The organism is Telluria mixta (genome assembly GCF_029223865.1).
Lineage (GTDB): Bacteria > Pseudomonadota > Gammaproteobacteria > Burkholderiales > Burkholderiaceae_D > Telluria > Telluria mixta.
In genome coordinates, this window is sequence record NZ_CP119520.1 from 1907744 (window position 1) to 1932357 (window position 24614).

General features: G+C 65.1%; 23 protein-coding genes. 7 read left to right on the top strand and 16 right to left on the bottom strand.

What is annotated here, in order from left to right; genetic code table 11:
- Positions 1-15: 15 nt before the first annotated feature.
- The 6 genes from P0M04_RS08420 to P0M04_RS08445 all read right to left on the bottom strand — a co-directional run bounded on the left by P0M04_RS08420 (position 16) and on the right by P0M04_RS08445 (position 7643).
- Complete coding sequence (locus P0M04_RS08420) at positions 16-2175, bottom strand: TonB-dependent receptor plug domain-containing protein (RefSeq protein WP_259448438.1); 2160 nt, start codon at positions 2173-2175, stop codon at positions 16-18.
- A 108-nt stretch (positions 2176-2283) separates the two neighbouring features.
- Positions 2284-2847, bottom strand: a complete 564-nt coding sequence (locus P0M04_RS08425; RefSeq protein WP_259448439.1) for a Spy/CpxP family protein refolding chaperone — start codon at positions 2845-2847, stop codon at positions 2284-2286.
- 191 nt (positions 2848-3038) lie between these two features.
- On the bottom strand, positions 3039-4181 hold the full coding sequence (locus tag P0M04_RS08430) for an FAD-dependent monooxygenase (RefSeq protein WP_259448440.1): 1143 nt from the start codon (positions 4179-4181) through the stop codon (positions 3039-3041).
- 50 nt (positions 4182-4231) lie between these two features.
- Positions 4232-5272 (bottom strand): bifunctional UDP-4-keto-pentose/UDP-xylose synthase, encoded by a 1041-nt coding sequence (locus P0M04_RS08435; RefSeq protein ID WP_259448441.1) that lies wholly within the window; start codon positions 5270-5272, stop codon positions 4232-4234.
- A complete protein-coding gene (locus tag P0M04_RS08440; protein WP_259448442.1) occupies positions 5269-6279 on the bottom strand; it encodes an NAD-dependent epimerase/dehydratase family protein in 1011 nt (336 codons plus the stop codon). Before P0M04_RS08440 ends, P0M04_RS08435 begins: the two co-directional genes overlap by 4 nt.
- A gap of 2 nt (positions 6280-6281) precedes the next feature.
- A complete protein-coding gene (locus P0M04_RS08445; protein WP_259448443.1) occupies positions 6282-7643 on the bottom strand; it encodes a UDP-glucose dehydrogenase family protein in 1362 nt (453 codons plus the stop codon).
- A gap of 256 nt (positions 7644-7899) precedes the next feature.
- On the opposite strand from P0M04_RS08445, the gene P0M04_RS08450 reads away from it, so the two are divergent.
- The 4 genes from P0M04_RS08450 to P0M04_RS08465 all read left to right on the top strand — a co-directional run bounded on the left by P0M04_RS08450 (position 7900) and on the right by P0M04_RS08465 (position 12517).
- Entirely contained in the window at positions 7900-9105 is a 1206-nt protein-coding gene (locus P0M04_RS08450) for a glycosyltransferase family 4 protein (RefSeq protein WP_259448444.1), read from the top strand.
- Positions 9106-9186: 81 nt separating this feature from the next.
- Positions 9187-10614, top strand: a complete 1428-nt coding sequence (locus tag P0M04_RS08455; RefSeq protein WP_259448445.1) for a S41 family peptidase — start codon at positions 9187-9189, stop codon at positions 10612-10614.
- Between the two features lie 130 nt (positions 10615-10744).
- Positions 10745-11866, top strand: coding sequence for a beta-ketoacyl-ACP synthase III (locus P0M04_RS08460; protein WP_259448446.1), 1122 nt, complete (start codon positions 10745-10747; stop codon positions 11864-11866).
- Positions 11867-12028: 162 nt separating this feature from the next.
- Positions 12029-12517 (top strand): hypothetical protein, encoded by a 489-nt coding sequence (locus P0M04_RS08465; protein WP_259448447.1) that lies wholly within the window; start codon positions 12029-12031, stop codon positions 12515-12517.
- 6 nt (positions 12518-12523) lie between these two features.
- Here the strand turns inward: P0M04_RS08465 and P0M04_RS08470 are convergent, their stop codons facing one another.
- The 9 genes from P0M04_RS08470 to P0M04_RS08510 form a co-directional block, all read right to left on the bottom strand.
- Positions 12524-13564 carry an acyltransferase family protein gene (locus P0M04_RS08470; protein WP_259448448.1) on the bottom strand — a complete coding sequence of 347 codons (1041 nt, stop codon included), beginning with the start codon at positions 13562-13564 and terminating at the stop codon, positions 12524-12526.
- 120 nt (positions 13565-13684) lie between these two features.
- Positions 13685-15730: an NADPH-dependent 2,4-dienoyl-CoA reductase gene (locus P0M04_RS08475; protein ID WP_259448449.1), complete on the bottom strand. Its 2046-nt coding sequence runs from the start codon at positions 15728-15730 to the stop codon at positions 13685-13687.
- A gap of 74 nt (positions 15731-15804) precedes the next feature.
- On the bottom strand, positions 15805-16260 hold the full coding sequence (locus P0M04_RS08480) for a hypothetical protein (protein WP_259448450.1): 456 nt from the start codon (positions 16258-16260) through the stop codon (positions 15805-15807).
- A gap of 20 nt (positions 16261-16280) precedes the next feature.
- Positions 16281-16727 (bottom strand): DUF2721 domain-containing protein, encoded by a 447-nt coding sequence (locus P0M04_RS08485; RefSeq protein ID WP_259448451.1) that lies wholly within the window; start codon positions 16725-16727, stop codon positions 16281-16283.
- Between the two features lie 77 nt (positions 16728-16804).
- A complete protein-coding gene (gene pip, locus P0M04_RS08490) occupies positions 16805-17761 on the bottom strand; it encodes a prolyl aminopeptidase (protein ID WP_259448452.1) in 957 nt (318 codons plus the stop codon).
- A gap of 51 nt (positions 17762-17812) precedes the next feature.
- Positions 17813-19132: an amino acid deaminase gene (locus P0M04_RS08495; protein WP_259448453.1), complete on the bottom strand. Its 1320-nt coding sequence runs from the start codon at positions 19130-19132 to the stop codon at positions 17813-17815.
- Positions 19129-19515, bottom strand: a complete 387-nt coding sequence (locus P0M04_RS08500) for a DUF2750 domain-containing protein (protein WP_259448454.1) — start codon at positions 19513-19515, stop codon at positions 19129-19131. The genes P0M04_RS08495 and P0M04_RS08500 overlap by 4 nt, the downstream gene beginning before the upstream one ends.
- Positions 19516-19716: 201 nt before the next feature.
- Positions 19717-20457: an acetoacetyl-CoA reductase gene (phbB, locus tag P0M04_RS08505; RefSeq protein ID WP_258851500.1), complete on the bottom strand. Its 741-nt coding sequence runs from the start codon at positions 20455-20457 to the stop codon at positions 19717-19719.
- A gap of 78 nt (positions 20458-20535) precedes the next feature.
- Complete coding sequence (locus tag P0M04_RS08510; protein WP_259448455.1) at positions 20536-21714, bottom strand: acetyl-CoA C-acetyltransferase; 1179 nt, start codon at positions 21712-21714, stop codon at positions 20536-20538.
- Between the two features lie 386 nt (positions 21715-22100).
- Between P0M04_RS08510 and minC the strand changes: the two genes are divergently transcribed.
- From minC to minE, 3 genes are read left to right on the top strand one after another with little or no spacing between them, the layout of a single operon-like run.
- Positions 22101-22889 carry a septum site-determining protein MinC gene (gene minC / locus P0M04_RS08515; RefSeq protein WP_259448456.1) on the top strand — a complete coding sequence of 263 codons (789 nt, stop codon included), beginning with the start codon at positions 22101-22103 and terminating at the stop codon, positions 22887-22889.
- A gap of 54 nt (positions 22890-22943) precedes the next feature.
- Entirely contained in the window at positions 22944-23759 is an 816-nt protein-coding gene (gene minD, locus P0M04_RS08520; RefSeq protein WP_056134002.1) for a septum site-determining protein MinD, read from the top strand.
- Position 23760: 1 nt separating this feature from the next.
- Positions 23761-24012, top strand: a complete 252-nt coding sequence (gene minE, locus P0M04_RS08525; protein ID WP_036231293.1) for a cell division topological specificity factor MinE — start codon at positions 23761-23763, stop codon at positions 24010-24012.
- A gap of 26 nt (positions 24013-24038) precedes the next feature.
- Here minE and P0M04_RS08530 read toward each other — a convergent pair whose 3' ends face one another.
- Complete coding sequence (locus tag P0M04_RS08530) at positions 24039-24545, bottom strand: hypothetical protein (protein ID WP_259448457.1); 507 nt, start codon at positions 24543-24545, stop codon at positions 24039-24041.
- Between the last annotated feature and the right edge of the window lie 69 nt (positions 24546-24614).

The following is a 24614-nucleotide window of genomic DNA, read 5'->3' on the forward strand; positions in this document are numbered from 1 at the left end:
GCCGTCGTGGCAACGCTACATCTTCATTTCGTAGCGGATGCCGAGCGTCGTATAAGTACGGGTCGCCGTTGCAGCGCTCTGCACGAGGGTGCCCGTGTCGACGCTGCGCGCGCTGTCGTAGAGACGCGGATCGAGGTTGTTCGCGGACAGGCGCACCTGCGCGTTCGCATTCAGCTTGTACAAACCATAAACGTCGAACTGGCGCTTCATGCCCGTGTACGCGGTCTCGTTGACGGTGGTCTGCACGAGGGTCGCGGGCGTCCAGTTCAAGCTGCCGCCGATCGTCAGCGGCCAGCCTTTCAGGCGCCAGTCCGCGCCCACGTTGGCCGTCTGCTTCGGCTGCTGGTCGAGGCGGTTGTCCGGGCCCGGGATGCCCTCCACGTTCGACCAGTAGCGGCTGTAGTTCGAGCGCACGTCGACGTTCGGCGCGCCCGCGTACAGGTCCGTCAGCGGGAACTTCGCTTCCAGCTCGATGCCGCGTGTGCGTGCCTTGCCGATGTTGATGGGCGTGGAGACCCAGCGCGGTCCGCTCGCCGTCTGCGCCAGCACCGTCGTGCGGCGCTGCAGGTCGTCGATATTGCGTGCGAAGCCGCTGGCCGACAGGATGCCGCTCTTGCCGACGTAATGCTCGTACGCGACGTCGATACCTGTCGCCAGTTCCGGCTTCAAATTCGGATTGCCCGTGCGGTCCGGACGCGTGGCGTCGTTGTACGTGGAGATCGTCGGCACGGCGATCAGGTCGTTCAGCCCCGGCGCTTTATAGCTGCGCGTGACGCTCGCACGGATCTGGTCTTTATCGTGTTCCGGTATGCGCCAGACGCCGTGCAGTACGGGGCTCCAGACTTTGGAGAGGTTGCGGACCCGGTCACTGGCGACGCGGATGCCTTCCCAGCGCAGGCCGAGGTAAGTGGAGAACTGCGGCGTGACATCCCACTCGTCCTGCACGAACGCGGCGACGCGGCGCGAATCGGCTGCGAGCGACGCGCCGCCGCCGTCGAACAGCGCGGCCGAATCGCCGGCCGCCACGTGCTCCTGACTGCGGTGCCCGCCCTCGATCTCCCAGCCGGCCGCGAACAGGTGGCCCTTGCCCATGGGACGCGTGTACTTGCCGCCCGTGTTCAGGCTGCCGTCGCGCGTCGCGTCGCTGTCGACGTAGCGCAGCAACGGGCTGCCCGCGGCATCGAACGTGTTGCGCAGGACGTCGCTGTGGCTGCGGCCGCCGGCGAAGCCGAATTTCACTTCCAGACGCGCGCCGCCGTCCATGCGGTGCAGCCAGTTGCCGAAGCCGCGCACGAACGTCGAATTCGACGTCGAATCGGAGCGCTGGTGCGCGTATTCCGGCGCGGTCGTGCCGATGGGTTGATCGAGCCGGCTGTCGCCGCCGCTGCGGTTGCGGTTCGCGACGAGGAACGGTTGAAACGTCAGCGTGTCGCCGTTCGAAAATTTATACGCGAAGCGCGGCGTGAGGAACAGCGAGTCGTTGACGCCGCCGCCTTCGTCGTGGATGCGCTGTTCGCGCTGCACGGTGCCATCCTGCCGCGTGTTCAGGTTCACCGTATCGCTGTCGTTGTGCTGGCGCGCCTGGTTGAGGGCGCCCGTCAGGTTCCACGACAGGCTGCCCGCCTGGCCCGGCACGACGACGCCCACGTTCACGCCGTGGCGGCCCTGCTCGATGCTGTCGGCCACGCGCAACTGCACGTCCTTCTGGCGATAGCCCTCGCGCAGGATGATGTTGATGGTGCCCGCGATCGCCTGCGTGCTGTGTTCCGCGACGGGACCGCGCATCACCTCGATGCGCTCGACCTGGTCGGGCGCCAGCGCATCCAGCGAAAAGCCCGGCGGCGGACGCTCGCCATTGACGAGCATCTGCGTATAGCCGTTGCCGAGACCACGCATGCGCACACCGCCGCCGCCCCGCCCCGGCGGCCCGCCCAGGGTCACGCCCGGCAGGCGCTTGAGGACTTCGCTGATGCTCGTGTCGCCGTTGCGGTCGAGTTCTTCGCGCCCGAACACCATTTTTGCGGCCGTCGACAGGCGGCGTGTTTCCGTGTCGTCGGCGCGGGCGCCGGTCACGTTCACTTGCTGGACGGGGTCGGAGGTTTGCCCGGACTGGGCCAGTGAAGGTCCCGCCGTGCCCAGCAGAGCCAGGCAGGCGATCGGGATCAGTTTGCTCATGACTATCGTTGTTATCGGTTGCGCAGCGGCACCAATTCTAGCGGGGAAGAATAGTCAAAGCAGCGCAGCGTGGCGGATTTTTACTTAACGATACATAGTGTGCAAAACTCAACCGCCGAGATTGATCGACGCGCCGCCGGGACCGCCCATGCCCCCGCGTCCATGGCCGCCCATGCCGCCCGGACGGCCACCGCCGCTGCCCCGCTCATTGCCTCGTTCTCCGCCCGGACGCCCCTCCGGCACCACGCGCATCAACTGCTCCCCGATGAACGTCGCGACCTGGGCGCGCTGCTTGTCGTCGAGCGCATCGTTCACTTCCAGCCACGCTTCGCGCAGCTGCTTGTCCTCGGTATTGGTCGCCACGGCTTCCGCCTCGACGGCCCGGTTCAGGTCGCGCAATTCGGCTTCCGGCTTCGCCAGCAGCGTCTTCGCCTGCTCCTGCAGCGCCTCGCGGCGGCGCTGGCGCTCGCGCAGGATGGAGCGCGAACGGCCTTCGATCTGGTTCCACAGCATCTGCTGGTTCGGGGTCAGGTTCAGGGATTTTTTCACGTCGGCAGACATGAACAACAAGTCCTCGACGCGCATGTCCATCAGCGGGACGGCGAACGAAGGGGCGGCGCTGCCGATGGCGAGGGCGAACAGGCAGGCGCGGGCGAACCGGTTTTTAATCATCGAACGTGCTCCAGGCATAAAAAAGCCCACGGTTGGGGGAAACCGTGGGCAAAGACCACTTCAAGAGTGGAGAGAGAGAAAAACTGATGAGAACTATATGCCTCGCTCCCCACCCTGTCCGGGCACTTTACAAATACTTACGCCGTGTTTGCCGGGGGATACAAGGATTAACACGAACCCCGAATTCGTATTTACACAGGCAGATGCCGGCTCCACCCATTCGCCATCGCCCGCGCGAGATCGGCAAGATTCGCCTGTTTGCTGGCGCGGTCACGCTCGCGGCAGAATGCCTCGTCGCGGTTGAACAGCGACGACGCGAGCCCGCGGCCGGCCATCGTGATGCCTGCCGTCTTCTGGAAGCGCAGCGCGGTGAAGGCCGCCAGGGCCTGGTCCAGGTTGCCCGGATGCGCCTCGACGCAGTTCGCCAGGTGCCACGCATCTTCCAGCGCCTGGCACGCACCCTGGCCGGACGTGGGCAGGGCCGCGTGGGCCGCGTCGCCGATCATGATCAGGTTGTCCCGGTGCCAGGTCGGCACGGGATCGTGGTCGTGCACGTAGATCTTGTTGATGCGTGCGGCGGGCGCGCCGGCGACGATGCGCCGTACCGGTTCCGGCCAGTCCGCAAAGATGCGTTGCAGCTCGTCGCGGTATGCGTCGGGATCGCGCGCACCGATCGTGGCTTGCGCGGCGCCGCCGGCCCAATACGCCTTGTTGCGGGCGACGGGCACGATGCCGAAGCGTTCGCCGGTGCCCCAATAGTCCGAGATCGTGTCCACGTCGAACTCGCCTTCGCAGACGCCGATCCAGTTGATGAAGCCCTGGTAGACGGGCGTGTCGTCACCCGTGACGTAACGGCGGGCGCGCGATGCCATGCGGCCATCGGCACCGACGACGAGGTCCGCCGTCAGGGTCGTCCCGTCGTCGAAGTGGACGACCCCACCCGGTTCGATGCGCGCAACGTTGCGGCCATACTGGACGCCGACGCGCAACGCCTGCAGCCGCGCCATCAGGATGCGTTGGAAATCGCTTCTCAGGATGGACAGGCTGGGATAGCCCATCCGCGCATCGATCAGGCCGATATCGAGGGCGCCGAGGTCCTCGCCGGCACGCGACAGGCGGCGCATCGCCCGCGGACGGCCTGCGACGGCCGCGATGTCGCCCACGATGCCGAATCGATCCAGCACGAAGGCCGCATTCGGCCACACGACGATGCCTGCGCCGATGTTCGCATCGGCGGCGCGCCGTTCGTAAACGGTGACGTCGAACCCTTTTAACCTGAATGCGATCGCGCTGGCGACACCCGCTACGCCGCCGCCGAGGATGGCTATGTTCATGAGAATAAAAAAGGCTGCCGCGGCAGCCTTTTAACGAGGTCGAGCGCAGATCAGGTATTGAGCTGCTTGGCGTCGCCCAGCTTGTCCTTGTACGAATCGAAGATCTTGACCAGCGCGTCGCGCATGGAAACCTGCGGCTTCCAGCCCAGTTCCGAGACCGTGTTCTCGATCTTCGGCACGCGGTTCTGCACGTCCTGGTAGCCGGTGCCGTAGTAGGCGCCCGAGCTCGTTTCGACCAGTTTCACCTGCTTGGCCGTCTCGCGGTATTCCGGATACTCGGCGGCCAGGTCCAGCATCATGCCGGCCAGTTCGCGGATCGAATAGTTGTTGACCGGGTTGCCCACGTTGAAGATCTTGCCGGTGGCCTTGCCGTCCTTGTTCTCGATGATGCGCATCAGCGCGTCGATGCCGTCGTCGACATAGGTGAACGAACGCTTCTGCTGGCCGCCGTCGACCAGCTGGATCGGTTCGCCGCGCACGATGTGGCCCAGGAACTGGGTCAGCACGCGGGAAGAACCCTCTTTCGGCGTGTGGATCGAATCCAGGCCGGCGCCGATCCAGTTGAACGGACGGAACAGCGTGAAGTTCAGGCCTTCCATGCCATAGCCCCAGATCACGCGGTCCATCAGCTGCTTCGCGCAGGCGTAGATCCAGCGCGGCTTGTTGATCGGGCCGTAGACCAGTTCCGAGTTCTCCGGATCGAATTCCGAGTCCGGGCTCATGCCGTAGACTTCCGACGTCGACGGGAAAATCAAATGTTTCTTGTACTTGGCGGCCGAACGGACGATCGGCAGGTTCGCCTCGAAGTCCAGTTCGAAGACGCGCAGCGGTTCCTTCACGTACGTCGACGGCGTCGCGATCGCCACCAGCGGGAGGATCACGTCGCACTTCTTGACGTGGTACTCGACCCACTCCTTGTTGATGGTGATGTCGCCTTCAAAGAAGTGCATGCGCGGATTGTCGAGCAGATGCGCGATCCGCTCGGAGTTCATGTCCATGCCGTACACTTCCCAATCGGTCGTCTCCAGGATGCGCTTGGAGAGATGGTGGCCGATAAAACCGTTGACGCCGAGGATGAGGACTTTTTTCATTTCAGGTAGGAAACATTTTCACGTATCGCCCGATTATACCACCGCGCAAATTCACGCAAACCCGCCTCCAGTGACGTCGTGGGTTTGTAACCGACCCACGCCTGCAGCTTGCTCGTATCGGCGTGCGTGGCCGGCACGTCGCCCGGCTGCATCGGCTGGAAGTCCAGCGTTGCCTTGACGTCGAGCGCGCCTTCCAGCGTGCGAATAAAATCCAGCACCTGCACCGGTGTCTGGTTGCCGATGTTGAAGATGGCGTGCGGCGGCTTGCCTTCCGGCTTCGTCGGCTTGAACAGCAGGCGCACGACGCCTTCGACGATGTCGTCGATATACGTGAAGTCTCGGTACAGCTTGCCTTCGGCGAACACGGGGATCGCCTCGTTCGCCAGCATCTTGCGCGCGAAGCTGAAGTACGCCATGTCCGGGCGGCCCCACGGTCCATACACCGTGAAGAAGCGCAGGCCGGTGGTCGGAATGCCGTACAGGTGGCTGTACGAATGGGCCATCAGCTCGTTCGACTTCTTCGTCGCGGCGTACAGCGACACGGGCGCGTCGGTGACGTCGTCCTCGCTGAACGGCGTCTTGGCGTTGGCGCCGTAGACGCTGCTGCTGCTCGCGTACAGCAGGTGCTCGACCTTGTGGTTGCGGCACGCTTCCAGCATGTGGCCGAATGCGACCAGGTTCGCCTGTACGTACGCGGCCGGGTTCTTCAGCGAGTAGCGCACGCCGGCCTGGGCGGCCAGGTGCACGACCAGCGCAGGCTTCACGCGCTCGAACAGCGCGGCCACCTGCTCGCCGTCGCTCAGTTCGACGGTCTCGCACGGCACGCCGGCCGGTTTCAACAGCGCCTCGACGCGGTGATGCTTCAGCGCCGGGTCGTAGTAATCGTTGAAATTGTCGCAGCCGACTACGGTATGACCCATGGCGGTCAGGCGCACCGCCACCGCGCTGCCGATGAAGCCGGCGGCGCCGGTGACGAGGATCGTGCCTTTATTACTCACTTCAGTCATAGTTAGGCTTCCCCCGAACGGCGGCCGATGCCTTCGTAGACGAGGCCGGCGGCGCTGAAAGCGTCCGGATCATAGATGTTACGACCGTCGAACACGGCCTTCAGTTTCAGGTTCTCGGCCAGGAACGGCAGGTCCGGCGCGCGGAATTCTTTCCATTCCGTGACCAGCACGAGCACGTCCGCGCCTTCGACGGCCTGTTTGGCCGACTCGACGATGCGCAGGCGGGCATTGCACAGGTCTTCGCCATGCTCGGCCACCAGGACGCGCTTCGCTTCCGTGCTGGCGACGGGGTCGTACGCGACCACGTTGGCGCCGGCGTCGAACAGCGACTTGATCAGGATGCGGCTCGGCGCTTCGCGCATGTCGTCCGTGTTCGGCTTGAACGACAGGCCCCACAGGGCGATCGTCTTGCCGCTCAGGTTTTGTGCGCCGCCGAAGAAGCGCACCAGCTTGTTGAACAGCACGTTCTTCTGTTCCTCGTTGACCTTCTCGGTCGCGGTCAGCAGGTGCAGTTCCTTCTTGTGGTCGGAGGCCGTCTTGATCAGCGCCTTGACGTCTTTCGGGAAGCAGGAACCGCCATAGCCCATGCCGGCGTACAGGAAGTCCGGGCCGATGCGCGGGTCCATGCCGATGCCCAGGCGCACGGCCTCGATGTCGGCGCCCAGCAGTTCGGACAGGTTCGCCAGCTCGTTCATGAAGCTGATGCGGGTGGCCAGCATCGCGTTCGCCGCGTACTTCGTCAGCTCGGCGCTGCGGATGTCCATCTCGACGAATTTCTCGTGGTTGCGGCTGAACGGCGCGTACAGCTGGCGCATCTGCTTGCCGGCGTCGGCGTCATCGAAGCCGACCACGATGCGGTCCGGCTTCATGAAGTCGTCGATTGCCGCGCCTTCTTTCAGGAATTCGGGGTTGCTGACGACGTGGAAGGCGACGTTCACGCCGCGCTTCTCCAGTTCGCCCGCGATGGCGCGTTTCACTTTTTCCGCGGTGCCGACGGGCACGGTCGACTTGTCGACGATCACGGCCGGCTTCGTCAGGCGCTCGCCAATGCTGCGTGCGGCCGACAGGATGTGGGTCAGGTCGGCGCTGCCGTCTTCATCCGGCGGCGTACCGACGGCCAGGAAGATGATGTCGGCGTGGCTGACGGCGTCGTCGTAGTTCGACGAGAACAGCAGGCGGCCGGCGGCGGCGTTGCGCTGGACGAGGCTGTCCAGGCCCGGTTCGTGGATCGGGATGATCCCGTCCTTCAACATCGTGATCTTGCGCGTATCGACGTCCAGGCACAGCACGGTGTTGCCGACGTCGGCGAAGCAGGCGCCAGACACCAGTCCGACGTAACCAGTCCCGATAACTGAAATTTTCATGATCTTCTACAGATTGAGGTAAGGGACCATGAGACGCCCGCGCTGCATGCCGGTTCGCCTCATGTGGGGGTGGGCCGGAGGACTTGCCGCCGGACTAATAACTAGACGAATTTATCACAGATTTCTGACGAGCACGCTACACGTTTGCTTTTTTGCTATTAAACTGGCGCACGTTCCTCCAGAACAGACAAGTATTGCAATCTATTACATAATAGAAGCTACGCTCCGCACCACCTCCGCCCCGCGCACATCGTCGATGAAGCTCCTTACATTCAGTTCCCTCTTCCCGAACACGGTCAAACCCAGCCACGGCATCTTTGTCGAAACCCGATTGCGCTACCTGCTCGCCAGTGGCCAGGTCGAATCGAAAGTCGTCGCGCCGGTGCCCTGGTTCCCGTCGCAGCACCCGCGCTTCGGCGACTACGCGGCCTTTTCCAAGGTGCCGGCAGCCGAGACCCGCTACGACATCGAGGTCACGCACCCCCGCTACCTCGTCATTCCGAAGGTCGGGATGACGGCGGCACCGTGGCTGATGGCCCAGGCCTGCAAACGCGAAATCGGGCGCATCATCGACGAGGGCTATGACTTCGACGTCATCGACGCGCACTATTTTTATCCGGACGGCGTCGCCGCAGTGATGCTGGGCAAGTATTTCAACAAGCCCGTCGTGATCACGGCCCGTGGTACCGACATTAACCTGATTCCGCAGTTCACGCTGCCGAGAAAGCAACTCATGTGGGCGGCGAACAACGCCGCCGGCATGATCACGGTATGCCAGGCGCTGCGCGAAGAGATGATCGGCCTCGGCATTCCGGGCGACCGCATCGTGTCGCTGCGCAACGGCGTCGACCTGCAGCGCTTCGTCCCGATGGACCGTGCCGCCGCGCGCGCGCAACTGGGCATCGACGGCTTCACCGTCATTTCCGTCGGCGTGCTCGACCCGCGCAAGGCGCACGACCTGACCATCGGCGCGCTGCCGATGTTGCCGGACGTGAAACTTCTCATTGCCGGCATCGGCCCGGAGCGCAAGAAGCTGGAAGCGCTGGCCGCCAGCCTGGGCGTGACCGACCGCGTCAAGTTCCTCGGCGCCGTCGCGCAGACCGAGCTCAAGCATTACTACAACGCGGCCGATGCGATGATCCTCGCGTCCAGCCGCGAAGGCTGGGCCAACGTGCTGCTCGAATCGATGGCCTGCGGCACGCCGGTCGTTGCATCGAACGTCTGGGGCACGCCGGAAGTCGTGGCCAAGCCGGAAGCGGGTGTGCTGATGAAGGAGCGCACGGCAAAAGGCATCGCCGAGGCGGTGACGGAACTGCGCTGCAACTACCCGGACCACGCCGCCACCCGCCGCTATGCCGAGGGTTTCAGCTGGGACGACACGACCAACGGCCAATTGACGTTGTTTTCGCGCATCATCAACAGCCGCGGCACCTTGCCAGCCGGCAAGCGCGCTGTCGCCTGACGGCATTCCCGCGCGTCCGGGCGTCGCACCCGGGCCGCGGGACGGTTATACTGGACCGCAGTCCCCTTTCGCTCATCGCCCATGCGCTCCAGCTTCAAGAACGTTGCCCTGGTCACTCTCGGAGTGATCCTCGGGGTCGGCGTCACGATGCAATACTCGGCCCTGGCCCACAAGCCGGTCGACGGCATGCCCATCGAGGGCCTGCACCAGCTGGCGCATGCCTACAACACGATCAAGGCCGACTATGTCGAGCCCGTCGAAGACCGCAAGCTCCTCACGCAGGCCATTTCCGGCATGGTGGGCGCGCTCGACCCGCACTCGGCCTACCTGGACCGCAAGGCCTACCGCGAACTGCGCGAAGGCACCGAAGGCAAATTCGTTGGCCTGGGCATCGAGATCAACCAGAGCGAAGAAGGCTATGTCCGCATCGTCACCCCGATCGAGGACGCGCCGGCCGCCCGCGCCGGCATCCAGGCGGGCGATTTGATCACGCACGTCGACGGCGCGGCCGTGAAAGACATGGACCTCGACGAGGCCATCAAGCGCATGCGCGGCGAGCCGCGCACGAAGGTCGTGCTCACGGTGCTGCGCAAGGATGCCGCCGCGCCGCTGTCGTTCACCGTGATGCGCGACGAAATCGTGCAGAAGAGCGTGAAAGGCAAGATCGTCGCGCCCGGCTACGCGTGGGTGCGCGTATCGCAGTTCCAGGAACCGACCGTCGAGGATCTCGCCAGGAAACTGGCCGCGCTGGCGGGCGAGGAGCCGAATTTAAAAGGTCTCGTGCTCGACCTGCGCAACGACCCGGGCGGCCTGCTGCAGGGCGCGATTGGAGTCTCTGCCGCGTTCCTGCCGAAGAATGCCGAGATCGTCTCGACGAACGGCCAACGGGAAGATTCGAAGGCCCGCTTCTACGGCAAGCCGGAAGACTACCTGCTCAGCCGCGGCAGCGATCCGCTCGACAAGGTGCCGGAGCTGTTCAAGACGGTCCCGATGGTCGTGCTCGTGAACACGGGTTCCGCATCGGCGTCGGAAATCGTCGCGGGCGCGCTGCAGGACCATAAACGCGCCGCCATCGTCGGCAGCCAGACGTTCGGCAAGGGGTCCGTGCAGACGATCCGTCCGCTGGCCGGCGACACCGCGGTGAAAATGACGACGGCGCGCTACTACACGCCCAGCGGCCGCTCGATCCAGGCGCGCGGCATCGTGCCCGACATCCCCGTCGACGAAAACGCCGACGGCGACGGCCTGAACGCCCTGCGCATGCGCGAGGCCGACCTGCAGCACCACCTCAAGAACGATACCAGCCGCGCGGCCGAGGAAGCGACGAACCACGACGACATCGAGGAGCAGATGCGCATCCTCGCGGCCGCGCGCGCGCACAAGCCGCTCGAATTCGGCAGCGCCGACGATTTTCAGTTGACCCAGGCACTGCATCATCTGCAGGGGTTGCCGGTGCAATTGTCCAAGCGCGCGGCAACGCCGCCGTCGCTCGCCCAACAGGCTCACTGATCTTCCACAACGCCTGTACTGACGGGCTTCTTGTGGAATTCCCCCTCGGTTCCCACCGTCAGTACGATTGTGTAGAATCGCTTGGTTCAGGGAGTTGCCTCCCGTTATCGTCCATGAAAGCTAGTCAAATATGAAACCTGTCGTCATCAGCGGCACCGGCCTGTTCACGCCACCGAATTCGATCTCCAACGATGAGCTGGTGACGGCCTTCAACCAGTACGTCGAACTGTTCAACGCCGAGCACGCCGATAAGATCGCGGCCGGCGAAGTCACCGCGCTGGAACCGTCCAGCAGCGCCTTCATCGAAAAAGCGTCGGGCATCAAGTCGCGCTACGTGATGGAAAAGGCCGGCATCCTCGACCCGGCCCACATGACGCCGCGCATCAAGGAGCGCGCCGACGAGGAACTGTCGCTGCAGGCCGAGATCTGCGTCGCGGCCGCCCGCCAGGCGCTCGCCCGCGCGGGCCGCACGCCGGCCGACATCGACATGGTCCTGGTCGCCGCCAGCAACATGCAGCGCGCCTACCCGGCGATGGCCGTCGAGGTGCAGGAAGCGCTCGGCATCGACGGCTACGGCTTCGACATGAACGTGGCCTGCTCGTCCGCCACGTTCGCGATCCAGACCGCGGCCGCCGCCGTCCAGACGGGCCAGGCGCGCGCCGTGCTCGTGCTCGATCCGGAAATCACGAGCGCCCACCTGAACTTCCGCGACCGCGACAGCCATTTCATCTTCGGCGACGCGTGCACTGCGATGGTCATCGAAGCGGCCGACACGGCCACGAGCGCACACCAGTTCGAGATCCTCGAATCGAAACTCAAGACGAAGTTCTCGAACAATATCCGCAACAACTTCGGCTTCATGAACCGCTTCGACGAAGACGGCGTCGGCCAGCCGGACAAACTGTTCCGCCAGCAGGGCCGCAAGGTATTCAAGGAAGTGTGCCCGATGGCGGCCGCGATGATCCGCGACACGGTCGAAGGCGCGGGCCTGCAAATCGGGGACATCTCGCGCTTCTGGCTGCACCAGGCGAACCTGAGCATGAACCAGCTGATCGTGCGCACCCTGCTGGGCCGCGACGCCACGCCGGAAGAAGCGCCGGTGATCCTCGACCGCTACGCGAACACGTCGTCGGCCGGCTCGATCATCGCGTTCCACTCGCACCAGGACGACCTGCCCAGCGGCGCCAACGGCGTCATCTGCTCGTTCGGCGCCGGCTATTCGATCGGCTGCGTCGTCGTGCGCAAAAAATAGCACGACGCACTGCTGAGATAACGTAAATCGTTGTTTCAAAAGGATAAGTTGGTAGTTCCAGTCCTACAAAGGTGCGCTCCCTCTTCCTCTGGAATAGCGCGTTCCCCGCGCGCATGATCCTCCTGTCAGCGCATCAGCATGCGCAGCCCACAGGAGGATCAAATGACCAAACAAAAAGGACCGGACGCGACGCGCGCCCGCGGCATCGCCAAGGAAAAAATCGTTCCCGTCGCGGAAGGCAGCCAGCAGCCGCGCGCACCGGGCTGGGTGGCGCCGGGCGGGGCCAATGTCCAGTCGGCGAATATCGAACAGCAGGGCGCGTCCCTGCGCGCCCGCGGCTCGTTGCAAGGCAGTATCGATGAGAACCTGGGCAGCCAGCGCGGCGGTCCCGGCGCCCAGCAGGCCGGCTGGAGCGCCCGCCAGAGCGCCCAGCGCATGCAGGCACGCGGCGAGGAAGACCGCCTGAACGCATCGCGCCAATCGGGCTACGGCGGCATGGAACAGCAGCAGAAAGGCGGCTCGCTGGAATCGCCGACGGGATCCCGGCAGAGCGACCTCAACACGCCGCGCCAGGGTGACCAGACGGCACAGCCGGCGTCCGACTCTCGCAGCAAGAAGAGCAAGAAGCGCAGCAGCGGCGCGGGACACTGAGCGTCGTCATACCTGGCCTTCCGCCTGGATCGGCGCCGCGGCGGCAGCGGTGTGCTTCGCGCGGCGCTCGCCGTTCAGCCAGCGCCGCATCGGGTCTTCGTACAGGTAGAACGCCACGGCGCCGACCGCGATCCCGAGCACGCCAGCCAGCTGGCGTTGCAGCACATGGTTCAGGTAGGCCTCGTAGGCCATCTGCTGCCATACGTACAGCGAAAACGAACAGATGCCGAACCAGCGCAGCACGGCCCCGGACAAGGCCCGGCGCATCAGCGCGGGCGCCGTCGCCATGTAATTCACCGACACGGCCAGCAGCAGCGGCCCGAGCGTGATGGCGAGGAGCGGCACCGCCGACCAGCTGAAGCACACGGCCGCCACCGCCAGCGTCACGGGTGCAATCCAGGCCGCACCGTCGCGCAACGCCGGCATCTCGTGCCGGAACGCGCGCAGCGTCGCCGATGCGATCAACCCCAGCGCCGCGCATTCCGACCGCGCGAACCACGGCGACGCGCCGCCCGGCGGGTAGACCGTGTAGTAGAGATTCAGGCCCAGGCAGGCGATCGTGCTGAGCGCCAGCAACCAGATCCGCCTGACACCGGCCAGCCCGGCCACGCCGGCCAGCGCCGCCAGGTAGAGATAGCTGTGCTCCTCCACGTTCAGCGACCAGAAATGTCCAATTGACCATTTTCCCGCCCAAATGCTGATGCTATCGGGGTAATACGTGCGCGCGAATAACAAGGTCGAGACGAGCTCGTCGCCCGGCACGTCGTACGGCGCCTGGTACCAGGCCGCCCCCGCCAGCGTGAACGCCACGGCGATGTACAGCCAGTAGGTCGGGATGATGCGGCTGATGCGGCGTTTAAAGAAACGGCCCAGCGGCACGTTCTTGACGAACAGGAGTTCGCCCATCAGGTAGCCGGACAGTGCGAAGAACAGTGCGACGCCCAGCCGGCCGCCGCCGCCGAGGCCGAAGTGCGATTGCAGGACCAGCACGATCGCGAGACCGCGCCAGCCGTCGAGGTAGGGAATGGTGTTCGTTGAGGTGGACATGGCGCGGGCCGAAGCAGAGTGATCGACACCGCAACTTATCACCTATTTGACAATATGTTAACGAAAACGCATATTGGTAGTTGTATTTATGCTACCAACACTGGCCGCGCCAGCGTCCACCTATAGCCGCGCCGCCAGCTCCGCCCCTTCGCGGATCGCCCGCTTCGCATCCAGCTCGGCTGCCAATGCCGCGCCGCCGATCTTGTGGAACGCGGGTCCGCCCTGCTGCCCTTCCGGCGGCATCAGTTCCGCCAGGCTGTCCTGCCCGGCGCAGATCACCACGTTGTCCACTTCCAGCAGCTTGGCGTCGCCGCCGACGGTAATGTGCAGGCCCGCGTCGTCGATGCGGTCGTACTGCACGCCCGCCAGCATCGCGACGCCGTTGCGCGCCAGGGTGGCGCGGTGCACCCAGCCCGACGTCTTGCCCAGGCCCGCGCCCGGACGCGTCGTCTTGCGCTGCAGGAGCCAGATGCTGCGCGCGGGCGTCACGCCGTGCGGCTTCACGAGGCCGCCCGGCGCGGCCACGTCCAGGTCGACGCCCCATTCGCCGGCCCAGTCCGCGACGGGCTGCGGGCGCGGCGCGCCGGCGTCGTGGACGAGGAACTCCGCCGTGTCGAAGCCGATGCCGCCGGCGCCGATGATCGCCACGCGCGGGCCCACGGGCGCGCGGTCGCGCAACACGTCCAGGTAGGACAGCACCTTCGGGTGATCGATGCCCTCGATGCGCGGACGGCGCATCGTGACACCGGTCGCCACGATCACGTCGTCGTAGCCGGCCGCGATCAATTCTTCACGTGTCACGCGCCGGCCGAGGCGCAGCTCCACGCCCGTCAGCTCCAGCTGGCGGCCGAAATAGCGGATGGTTTCCGCGAATTCCTCCTTGCCCGGGATGCGCATGGCGATATTGAACTGGCCGCCGATCCGATCAAGCGCATCGAACAGGGTGACGGCGTGGCCGCGCTGCGCCGCCACCGTCGCGGCGGACAATCCGGCCGGCCCGGCGCCGACGACGGCGATGCGCTTGCGCCGCAGCGTTGGCGTGTACACCAGTTCCGTCTCGTGGCAGGCGCGCGGGTTCACGAGGCAGGTCGCGCGCTTGTTGGCGAACGTGTGATCCAGGCACGCCTGGTTGCAGGCGATGCACGTGTTGATACGGTCCGCCTGCCCCGCCGCGGCCTTGTTCACCCAGTCGGGATCGGCCAGGAACGGCCGCGCCATCGACACCATGTCCGCACTGCCGTCGGCCAGCAGGCGCTCCGCGTCGGCCGGCATGTTGATGCGGTTCGACGCGACGACAGGAATCCTGACGGCATCGCGCAGCCGCGCCGCGACGCTGGCGAATGCGGCGCGCGGCACCGACGTGACGATGGTGGGAATTCTCGCCTCGTGCCAGCCGTAGCCCGTGTTGAGGATCGTGGCACCGGCCTGTTCGAGCGCCTGCGCCACCTGCACGACCTCGTCCCACGTGTTGCCGCCGTCGACGAGATCCAGCACGGAGTGGCGCACCATCACGATGAACTCGCGCCCGACGGCCGCGCGGATGCGGCGCACGATCTCCACCGGCAGGCGCATGCGGTTCTCGATACTGCCGCCCCACGCGTCCGTGCGGCGGTTCGTGCGCGCGCACAGGAACTGGTTGATCAGGTAGCCTTCGCTGCTCATCACCTCGACGCCGTCGTAGCCGGCCTTCTGTGCCAGACGCGCGCAGCGGACATACGAAGCGATGGTCGCCTCGATGCCGCGTGCCGTGAGCGCGCGCGGGCGGAACGGAGAAATGGGCGACTTGACGTTCGAGGCGGAGACGACGAGCGGCTGGTAGCCGTAGCGGCCAGCGTGCAGGATCTGCAGCAGGATCTTGCCGCCCTCCTCGTGCACGGCGCGCGTGACGCGGCGGTGATTAAAAACGTCGCCGCGGAAGTTCAGCGTACCGCCGAACGGCAGCAGCCAGCCCTGGCGGTTCGGCGAGATACCGCCGGTGACGATCAGGCCCGCGCCGCCGCGTGCCCGCTCGCGGTAGAACGCGGCCAGTTTGCCGTAGTTCCAGAAGCGGTCTTCGAGCCCCGTGTGCATCGAGCCCATGATCACGCGGTTCTTCAGCGTCGTGAAGCCGAGGTCGAGGGGAGACAGCAGGTGGGGATAAGCGGTGTCGGGGAGCGAGGCGGTCATGGGCACGGCGTGAGTGAACATCCCGGCATTACACCGGGATTTCCTGGAGCCGTGGTTCTAATCGCTCAAGCCGCTCAAGCCGGATAACTCTCCGGCGTGCGCAGTTCGGCGAACTGCTCGATGCTGCCGATGCGTACCGTGACAGGGTTCAGGCTCGTGTGCGGCGCCAGCGAACGCCACGCGAATTTCCACTCCTTTTCGCGCGCGTCGGAAATCGGGCGCGAAAAGGCCGAACCCAGGCGCGAGCGGATGCCGTATTCGACGGGACCGTCGATGCCGGCCCAGTTGGGCAAGGCGCGCTGGACGGCGCGGTGCAGGCGCTCGCCGAATTCTTCCGTGTTGTGGATGACGAGGCAGCTGTCGGCCGGGCCGAGGACGTCGAACAGGCCTTTGTTCCACGCCGTCGAGAACGACAAGGTCAGGAAGCCGTTCTCGGGCTGGAGTTTGAACTGGCCGGAGGACAGCGCCAGTTCCAGCTCGGCGCGCAGGCCGTAGCTGTGCAGGGTGGGGGGACGTTGATAGTCGTTCATGATGGTCTCGATTCGAGGATCTAGTCCGGTCGGGCCGGAGCGTCGTGACGGTGAATGCGCATGTAGCGGAACGAGACGGATACTTCGCGCAGCAGGAAAATAAAACTGGCAATCAGCGCGACCATGGCCACCACGAACATGCCGGCGATGTAGCGGTCCAGCGGCAGGTTGGTGGTATCGCCGAGGAACAGGCTGGCGATGATCACGCAGATCAGGAAGCCGCAGCCGGTGCTGGCCGTGATCGCGTAGTTGATCAGCTGCCAGCGCTGGTACAGCACGTCGAGCTCTTCGCTGCAATCGGGGTCGGGGCCTTTGCGCAGCTGGATCTTGAGGTCGCGGGTACGGTCGATGATGCGCGCGAGGCGGCTCATCAGTACCCCGAGCTTGGTCGCCACGCCCGTCAGCAGGAACACGGGCGCGATCGCCAGCTGGATGACATGGCCGATGTCGTTGGTCTGGATATTCATACTGCGTAGCTTGTCGTTATTGTAAGAAGCTGGGGACAGTGTAGCAGGCGGCGGCCTCTGTCCGGATGAACGCCGTTTCAATCGAAACGGCCGTGTCGCTTGAACTGTTCCGTGGCGGCGACGAGGGCGCGGGCGATGCCCGCTTCCAGCGCGCCGTGGCCGGCGTCCGGGATCATGCGCAGGCGCGACCCGGCCCAGGCCTCGTGCAGGCGGTACGCGGACAGCGGCGGGCAGATCACGTCGTAGCGGCCCTGCACGATCACGGCCGGCAGGTGCGCGATGCGGCCGACGTCGCGCAGCAGCTGGTCGGGCTCGAGGAAGCCGCCGTGCGCCATGTAGTGCGATTCGAGCCGGCCCACGCCCAGGTCGAGCGTGTCGGAGGTGTGTTCTTCTTCCTGCGGCAGCAGGAACACGCGACGGCCCTCGAAACGGCTCCAGGCGCGCGCGGCGGGCCAGTACTGCTGCGGATCGTCGCACAGCAGGCGCTTCGTGTATGCCTTCAACAAATCGCCCCGTTCCTCGAGCGGAATCGGCGCGATGAACTCGTCGTACAGCTCCGGATAGAACCACTGCACGCCGTACAGGAAGAATTCGATCTCGGCCGGCGTGCACAGGAAAATCCCGCGCAGGACGAAGCCGAGGCAGCGCTCCGGGTGCGCCTGACCGTAGGCCAGCGCCAGGGTCGAGCCCCACGAGCCGCCGAACACGAGCCAGCGCTCGATGCCGAACATGGCGCGCAGGCGTTCGATGTCCTCGATGAGCAGCTGGGTCGTGTTGTTGCGCCATTCGCCCAGCGGCGTCGACTTGCCGGCGCCGCGCTGGTCGAACAGGATCACGCGGTAGGTGCTCGGGTCGAAGAAGCGGCGGTGCTGCGGCGACAGGCCCGCGCCCGGACCGCCGTGCAGGAACACGACGGGGATGCCGTTCGGGTTGCCCACTTCTTCCCAGTAGATCGTGTGCAGGTCGTCCACGGCCAGCATGCCATGACGGTTCGGGAGGATGGGCGGGAACAGCGACGGCGGCGTGGCAGGCATGATCGGTCAGCGAAAAAACGACAACCGATTGTAGCCTACCGCCCGGCCATTCTAGAAGAAAGTGTTGAGCGCGAAGCGCACCGCGTAGTCGTCGTCCACGGCCAGCAGCAGCGGCCAGCGGTCGAACGTCGTGCACGGGTGCGAGATGCCGCAGCCGACCAGGTCGCCCACCGCCAGCATCTCGCGCACCGGCCCCTCCGGCAGGCGCAGGTACGCGTGCTGGTCGTTCATCTTGACGATCTCGCAGTCCGCCGGCAGCGCGTGCGCGGTGCCGGGACCGGGCCGGTGGTGCCACAGCGGCACCGGCAAACCGGCGTCGTGCGACGCGTCGCGCTTGCCCATCGTGAGGATCGCGAGGCCCGGTTCGGGACGCGACTGCACGACGCTCCAGATCTCCAGCGCGGGCCGCAGGCCCTGTTCCGGCTCGACGCCTTCGCGCGCATCGAGTGCTGCGATATGGCGCTGGTACATGCCGTGGTCGCTCGTCAGGTAGCAGCCGCTGCGCAGCACGGAGACGAGGGGCCGCGACAGGCCGTGCAACTCCTGGAAGCCGCGCGCGACGAGGTCGAAGTACGACGAGCCGCCCGCCGTCACGAGGATCTCGCGCGTGCCGAACAGGCCTTCGTCGTCGGCCTCGCGCACGAGCGCGCACAGGCGCGCGACAAAGCCCGACACGGCGCGGAGATCGGCATCATGGTCGTCCGACACGAGCAGGCCCTCGTAGCCTTCGAAGCCGGCCAGCACGAGGCCCGGCGCGCGCTCGATGGCCCGCGCCACCGTCAGCGCTTCCTCCGGCGTGCGGCAGCCCGCGCGCTTGCCCGACAGGCCCAGTTCGACCAGCACGGACAACGGACGCGTGAGCGGATGCGCATCGACTTCTTCCGCCAGGCGCGCGACGCCCGCGAGCGAATCGGCCAGCACGACGCATTCGAAGCCCGGATCCTCGTGCAGCAGTTGCAGCACCATGCGCACGTCGCTGCGCGCGACGAGCTGGTTCGCGACGAGCACGCGGCGCACGCCGAAGCGGTGCGCCACCCGCACCTGCACGGCGTTCGCCAGCGTGATGCCCCAGGCACCGTTCGCAAGCTGCGCGCCGAACAGCTGCGGGCACATCGTCGTCTTGCCGTGCGGCGCGATGCGTACGCCGTGGCGCTCGCAGAAATCGCGCATCCAGTCGAGGTTGTGACGCAGCGCGGACGTTTTCAGCAGCGCGACGGGATAGCTCGTATCGCCATGCAGCACGTTCCAGCCCTGCACGCCGACCGCGCCCTGGCGCAACGGCGCCGTCAACGGCAAGCCCTTCACGCCGGGCTGCAGCATCTGTTCTTCCAGGCTGGACAAGGCCAGCGCACCGTGCGGCAATGCGTTCATGGTGTTTCCCTTCGCAACTCGTCCTCGAGGTCAACGCGCAGGAGGCCCGGCGTCGGCATCACGCCTTTCGAACCGGGCGTGCGGAAGATGCCGGGCAAGAGGCCGTCCTGCTGCAGCTGGGGCAGCAGCTCGGACAACAGCTCGTCCAGCGCGAACGCCTGCGGTTCATAGCCTTCCCACTCGAATTCCGCGCACAGCCGGGCGAATTCCTCGTCCGGCCACATCGCGAACACGAGCGTGCCGTCGTCCTTCTTCGCGAGCGCCCAGCCGTTGCGGTACAGGCCCCACACGGTACCCGACGCGGCGACCCGCTTAACGAAATATTCATAGCGCTGCGGCGCCGGCAGGCGCACCACGGTCTTCACTTGTTCAGCATCGATCATTCACATTTTCCCACGCGCGCCCGGCGGCCGCCGTCGGGACGAGCATACGACACCTTGGCCCCCGCACGGCGCGCAAGCCAACACCGGGGTCAGAGCCCTGTTTTAGGAAATTGCCCAAAATCGGGCTCTGACCCCGGTGTTCAGACGCGAAAAAAAAACACCGCCCTGAGGCGGTGTCGGTGCATTGCAAGCGGTGACCGCTTACTGCATGTGCTGGCCGCCGTTGATGGCGATGTTGGCGCCGGTAACGAAGGCGGCTTCGTCCGACGACAGGTATGCGACCAGGCCGGCCACTTCTTCCGGCTTGCCCAGGCGGCCCATCGGGATCTGCGGCAGGATCTTCGATTCCAGCACTTCGGCCGGGATGTCGGTGACCATCTTGGTGCCGATATAGCCCGGCGAGATGGTGTTCACGGTGACGCCCTTGCGTGCCACTTCCAGCGCCAGGGCCTTCGTGAAGCCGTGGATGCCGGCCTTGGCGGCCGAGTAGTTGGTCTGGCCGAACGCGCCCTTCTGGCCGTTGACGGACGAGATGTTGATGATGCGGCCCCAGCCGCGCTCGACCATGCCGTCGGCGACGGGCTTGGTCATGTTGAACACGGAATCCAGGTTGGTCTTCATGACCGCATCCCAATTGACCTTGTCCATCTTTTTGAAGGTCATGTCGCGCGTGATACCGGCGTTGTTGACCAGCACGTCGACGGGGCCGACTTCCTGCACGACCTTGGCCACGCAGGCCTGGGCGGAGTCGTAATCGGACACGTCGCATTCGTAGGCCTTGAAGTCATGGCCCTGTTCGCGCATCGAAGCAAGCCAGCCTTCCGCTTTCTTGCTGCCCGGCGAGTACGTCGTCACGACCTTGTAGCCGAGCGCCGCCAGCTTGATGCAGATCGCTTCACCCAGGCCGCCCATGCCGCCGGTCACTAATGCCACTCTAGCCATCGTCTTCTCCTAGTTTTTCACTTAACCTGTTGACTACGGATACCGCACGGCGCCCCAGCGGTGGCGCCGTGCGAATGATTAATCGCGCTCGACCGCCAGGGCCACGCCCATGCCGCCGCCGATGCACAGGGCAGCAAGGCCCTTCTTGGCGTCACGGCGGATCATTTCGTGCAGCAGGGTCACCAGCACGCGCGCGCCCGAGGCGCCGATCGGGTGGCCCAGCGCGATCGCGCCGCCGTTGACGTTGATCTTCGACGTATCCCAGCCCATCTGCTTGTTGACGGCGACGGCCTGGGCGGCGAAGGCTTCGTTGATTTCCATCAGGTCGACTTCCTCGTGCGTCCAGCCGGCGCGTTCCAGCGCCTGGCGGGCGGCGTCGACGGGGCCCATGCCCATGATGGCCGGGTCCAGGCCGGCCGACGAATAGGCCTTGATGCGGGCGATCGGGGTCAGGCCCAGTTCCTTGGCCTTGGAGGCCGACATCATGATCACGGCGGCGGCGCCGTCGTTCAGGCCGGAGGCGTTGCCGGCGGTGACGGAGCCCTCTTTATTGAAGGCCGGACGCAGGCTGGCCAGGCCTTCCAGGGTGGCGCCGTGCTTCGGATACTCGTCGGTATCGAACACGGTGGTGCCCTTCTTGGAGGCGATCTCGATCGGGATGATCTCGTCCTTGAACTTGCCGGCCTTTTGCGCGGCCTCGGCCTTCAGCTGCGACTGCAGCGCGAATTCGTCCTGTTCCTGGCGCGAGATCTCGTACTTGCGCGCGACGTTCTCGGCCGTCACGCCCATGTGGTACTGGTTGTAGACGTCCCACAGGCCGTCGACGATCATCGTGTCGGTCAGCTTGGCATCGCCCATGCGGAAGCCGTCGCGCGAACCGTTCAGGACGTGCGGCGAGGCGCTCATGTTTTCCTGGCCGCCGGCGATGACGATCGATGCATCGCCGCACTTGATGGCCTGGGCCGCCAGATGGGTGGCGCGCAGGCCGGAGCCGCACACCATGTTCAGGGTGAAGGCCGGGACCTTGTCCGGCAGGCCGCTCTTGATGACCGCCTGGCGTGCCGGGTTCTGGCCGACGCCTGCAGTCAGGACCTGGCCCAGGATGACTTCGCTCACTGCAGCCGGGTCGATGCCGGTCTTCGTCAGCAGGTGCTTGATGACCTGGGCGCCTAGCTCGGCAGCCGGAATTTTTGAGAGCGTGCCACCGAACTTGCCGATTGCAGTACGGCCAGCGGCCACGATTACGACATCTTCCATATCAATCTCCGGTATCCCGGCCCCAGCGGCCGGGGTTCAATGAGTGGACAGCCCTGCTGTCGGCCTTTTTCTGGCCAGGCCTGGAAGAATTCGAACACCAGCACAACGCGCGCTTGAGGAATCACAATCTCCGCTTAGGCTTGGACAGAAAGCCAACAATATTAGTGACCTCGCTTAAATCTTGTTTAAGCAAAATCAATCTTATCAGCTTATTCATCGGAAAAAACACCCTTTTTGTTGATTTTGCTTAAGGCTGAGCATCTTTATCAGACATTATTTTTGTTCAGGAAACAGTAGTTTCCAGTCATCCAAACCGGGCCAAAACCCTTTTCCGTTGAGTGAAATTTCACAGTAGAATGCACGGGCTAAGCCAACCACATTGATTTATGCCCAAAAGCTCGAGCTCCCTGCCCATCGAAATCAAGATCTCCACGGTCGTGGCCATTTCGACCATCCTGCACTCGGCCGATCCGATCGCGATCGATGCCGCGCTGAAGCAGATGACCGGGGGCGTGTCGGATTTCTTCGAGGATGAATTCGCCGTCATCGACGTCGCCGGCATCGCGGACGACGCCGCGCACATCGACTGGGAGGCGCTGGTCGCGCTGCTCAAGAAGTACCGCCTGAACGCCGTCGCGGTGCGCGGTGCGCCGGCCCCGCTGCACGACGTGATCCGCGCCCACGACCTGTTCCTGGACGACGGCACCAGCGGACTGCAGACGAACGCCGGCCGCGAACGGGAGATGCCCGCGGCGCCGGCCGAAACCGCAGAGCCCGCAGCCGAACCTGCACCATCGCCCGCACCCACACCCGCCCCGGCCGCACCGGTGCACGCGATGATCGTCGACACGCCGGTGCGTGCCGGCCAGCGCATCTACGCGCGCGGCACCGACCTGATCGTGACCGCCGTCGTGAACAATGGCGCCGAGCTCATCGCCGACGGCAGCATCCACGTGTACGCGCCGCTGCACGGCCGCGCGCTGGCCGGGGCGTCGGGCAATGCGGGCGCGCGCATCTTCGCGCTGCAGTTGCAGCCAGAACTGGTGTCGATCGCGGGCGTTTACCGGACGTTCGATGAAGGTTTCCCGGCAGAGGTCGCACGCCAGCCGGCACAAATCCGTTTGGTCGGCGACCGAATCGATATATCATCGCTGGGTTCGGCGACCCGCAATTAAGGCGCGCCCCCTGTACCAGCACTGACCAGATACTGAAAAGGACACAATTTTTTCATGGCAAGAATTATCGTTGTAACGTCCGGTAAGGGTGGTGTGGGCAAGACCACCTCGAGCGCAAGCTTCTCGACCGGCCTCGCGCTGCGCGGCCACAAGACCGTCGTCATCGACTTCGACGTCGGCCTGCGCAACCTCGACCTGATCATGGGTTGCGAACGCCGTGTCGTGTACGACCTGATCAACGTCATCAACGGCGAAGCGAGCCTGACCCAGGCCCTGATCAAGGACAAGCACTGCGACAACCTGTTCATCCTGCCGGCATCGCAGACGCGCGACAAGGATGCGCTGTCGGAAGAAGGCGTGGAAAACGTCTTGAACGAGCTGGTCAAGATGGACTTCGAGTTCATCATCTGCGACTCCCCGGCCGGCATCGAGCACGGCGCCCTGATGGCGCTGACGTTCGCCGACGAGGCGCTGATCGTCACCAACCCGGAAGTCTCGTCCGTGCGCGACTCCGACCGCATCCTCGGCATCCTGCAGGCCAAGTCGCGCCGCGCCCAGAGCGGCGGCGAGCCGGTCAAGGAGCACCTCCTGATCACCCGCTATTCCCCGCGCCGCGTGGAAAACGACGAGATGCTGTCGTACCAGGACGTGCAGGAAATCCTGCGCATCCCCCTGCTCGGCATCATTCCGGAATCGGAAGCCGTGCTGCATGCATCGAACCAGGGCAATCCGGCCATCCACTTCAAGGATACGGACGTGGCCCAGGCTTACCAGGATGTCGTGTCGCGTTTCCTCGGCGAAGAAATCCCGCTGCGCTTCACCAGCTACGAAAAGCCGGGCTTCCTGCAGCGCCTGTTCGGAGCGAAGTGACATGCCTCTGCTCTCATTCCTGTTTCCCAAGAATCAGAAAAGCGCGACGGCGGCCAAGGAAAGGCTGCAGATCATCATCGCCCGCGAACGCAGCGGCCGCGGCGGCCCGGATTTCCTGCCCGCCCTGCACCGCGAGCTGATCGAAGTGATCTCCAAGTACACCAAGGTCAACGCCGAGGACATCAAGATTTCCCTCGACCGCCAGGGCAACCTGGAAGTTCTCGACGTCAACGTCGTCCTGCCGGACGCCTGACTCCCCTCTTCAGCGGCGCCGGTTGTTCAAGCCGGCGCCGCTGCCACCTCGCGCGCGACCCGCGTGCAGGCGTCGATATGCTGGTATCCCATCTGCCTGAATAACGCAAAGCCGATCGCGGCCGACGCGACCTGCCCCGCCAGCGGCACGATCTTCGCCGCCGACTTGGCCGCCAGCTTGGCGCCCGACTTCTGCAACAATTTCAGCACCAGCTCTTTCGTCACAATCTTGCCCACGAGCGTACTGCCGATCGCCGCCACGGCCTGGTAAGTGGCGATGCGCATGCGCGGCTGCAGCTGGTCGATCTGCTCCGGCGACAGGCCGAACGCCCGGTTGATCTCTTCCACCATGACGGCAAAGCTGGACAGGTCCGCCACGATGTCCACACCCGGCACGGGGATCACGGACACGCCGGCCGAAATGGCCGCGCGCTTGCGCACGAGGCCGCGACACCGTTCGCGCACTCGTTCGATGTCCTCGCTGGAGACCGGCAACAGCGCCAGTTCACCGTCCTTGTTCTTCCTCTTGAACATGTTAGCTCCTCAACCACAAAGTGAAGTCAGTGTAACCGGGAGTTTGTCTACGGCTTGACACAACTATGA

What these genes read in the sequence shown, in the direction of transcription:
- P0M04_RS08420 (WP_259448438.1), bottom strand. Translation starts at nt 2,175, where the DNA reads ATGAGCAAACTGATCCCGATCGCCTGCCTGGCTCTGCTGGGCACGGCG.
- P0M04_RS08425 (WP_259448439.1), bottom strand. Translation starts at nt 2,847, where the DNA reads ATGATTAAAAACCGGTTCGCCCGCGCCTGCCTGTTCGCCCTCGCCATC.
- P0M04_RS08430 (WP_259448440.1), bottom strand. Translation starts at nt 4,181, where the DNA reads ATGAACATAGCCATCCTCGGCGGCGGCGTAGCGGGTGTCGCCAGCGCG.
- P0M04_RS08435 (WP_259448441.1), bottom strand. Translation starts at nt 5,272, where the DNA reads ATGAAAAAAGTCCTCATCCTCGGCGTCAACGGTTTTATCGGCCACCAT.
- P0M04_RS08440 (WP_259448442.1), bottom strand. Translation starts at nt 6,279, where the DNA reads ATGACTGAAGTGAGTAATAAAGGCACGATCCTCGTCACCGGCGCCGCC.
- P0M04_RS08445 (WP_259448443.1), bottom strand. Translation starts at nt 7,643, where the DNA reads ATGAAAATTTCAGTTATCGGGACTGGTTACGTCGGACTGGTGTCTGGC.
- P0M04_RS08450 (WP_259448444.1), top strand. Translation starts at nt 7,900, where the DNA reads ATGAAGCTCCTTACATTCAGTTCCCTCTTCCCGAACACGGTCAAACCC.
- P0M04_RS08455 (WP_259448445.1), top strand. Translation starts at nt 9,187, where the DNA reads ATGCGCTCCAGCTTCAAGAACGTTGCCCTGGTCACTCTCGGAGTGATC.
- P0M04_RS08460 (WP_259448446.1), top strand. Translation starts at nt 10,745, where the DNA reads ATGAAACCTGTCGTCATCAGCGGCACCGGCCTGTTCACGCCACCGAAT.
- P0M04_RS08465 (WP_259448447.1), top strand. Translation starts at nt 12,029, where the DNA reads ATGACCAAACAAAAAGGACCGGACGCGACGCGCGCCCGCGGCATCGCC.
- P0M04_RS08470 (WP_259448448.1), bottom strand. Translation starts at nt 13,564, where the DNA reads ATGTCCACCTCAACGAACACCATTCCCTACCTCGACGGCTGGCGCGGT.
- P0M04_RS08475 (WP_259448449.1), bottom strand. Translation starts at nt 15,730, where the DNA reads ATGACCGCCTCGCTCCCCGACACCGCTTATCCCCACCTGCTGTCTCCC.
- P0M04_RS08480 (WP_259448450.1), bottom strand. Translation starts at nt 16,260, where the DNA reads ATGAACGACTATCAACGTCCCCCCACCCTGCACAGCTACGGCCTGCGC.
- P0M04_RS08485 (WP_259448451.1), bottom strand. Translation starts at nt 16,727, where the DNA reads ATGAATATCCAGACCAACGACATCGGCCATGTCATCCAGCTGGCGATC.
- pip (WP_259448452.1), bottom strand. Translation starts at nt 17,761, where the DNA reads ATGCCTGCCACGCCGCCGTCGCTGTTCCCGCCCATCCTCCCGAACCGT.
- P0M04_RS08495 (WP_259448453.1), bottom strand. Translation starts at nt 19,132, where the DNA reads ATGAACGCATTGCCGCACGGTGCGCTGGCCTTGTCCAGCCTGGAAGAA.
- P0M04_RS08500 (WP_259448454.1), bottom strand. Translation starts at nt 19,515, where the DNA reads ATGATCGATGCTGAACAAGTGAAGACCGTGGTGCGCCTGCCGGCGCCG.
- phbB (WP_258851500.1), bottom strand. Translation starts at nt 20,457, where the DNA reads ATGGCTAGAGTGGCATTAGTGACCGGCGGCATGGGCGGCCTGGGTGAA.
- P0M04_RS08510 (WP_259448455.1), bottom strand. Translation starts at nt 21,714, where the DNA reads ATGGAAGATGTCGTAATCGTGGCCGCTGGCCGTACTGCAATCGGCAAG.
- minC (WP_259448456.1), top strand. Translation starts at nt 22,101, where the DNA reads ATGCCCAAAAGCTCGAGCTCCCTGCCCATCGAAATCAAGATCTCCACG.
- minD (WP_056134002.1), top strand. Translation starts at nt 22,944, where the DNA reads ATGGCAAGAATTATCGTTGTAACGTCCGGTAAGGGTGGTGTGGGCAAG.
- minE (WP_036231293.1), top strand. Translation starts at nt 23,761, where the DNA reads ATGCCTCTGCTCTCATTCCTGTTTCCCAAGAATCAGAAAAGCGCGACG.
- P0M04_RS08530 (WP_259448457.1), bottom strand. Translation starts at nt 24,545, where the DNA reads ATGTTCAAGAGGAAGAACAAGGACGGTGAACTGGCGCTGTTGCCGGTC.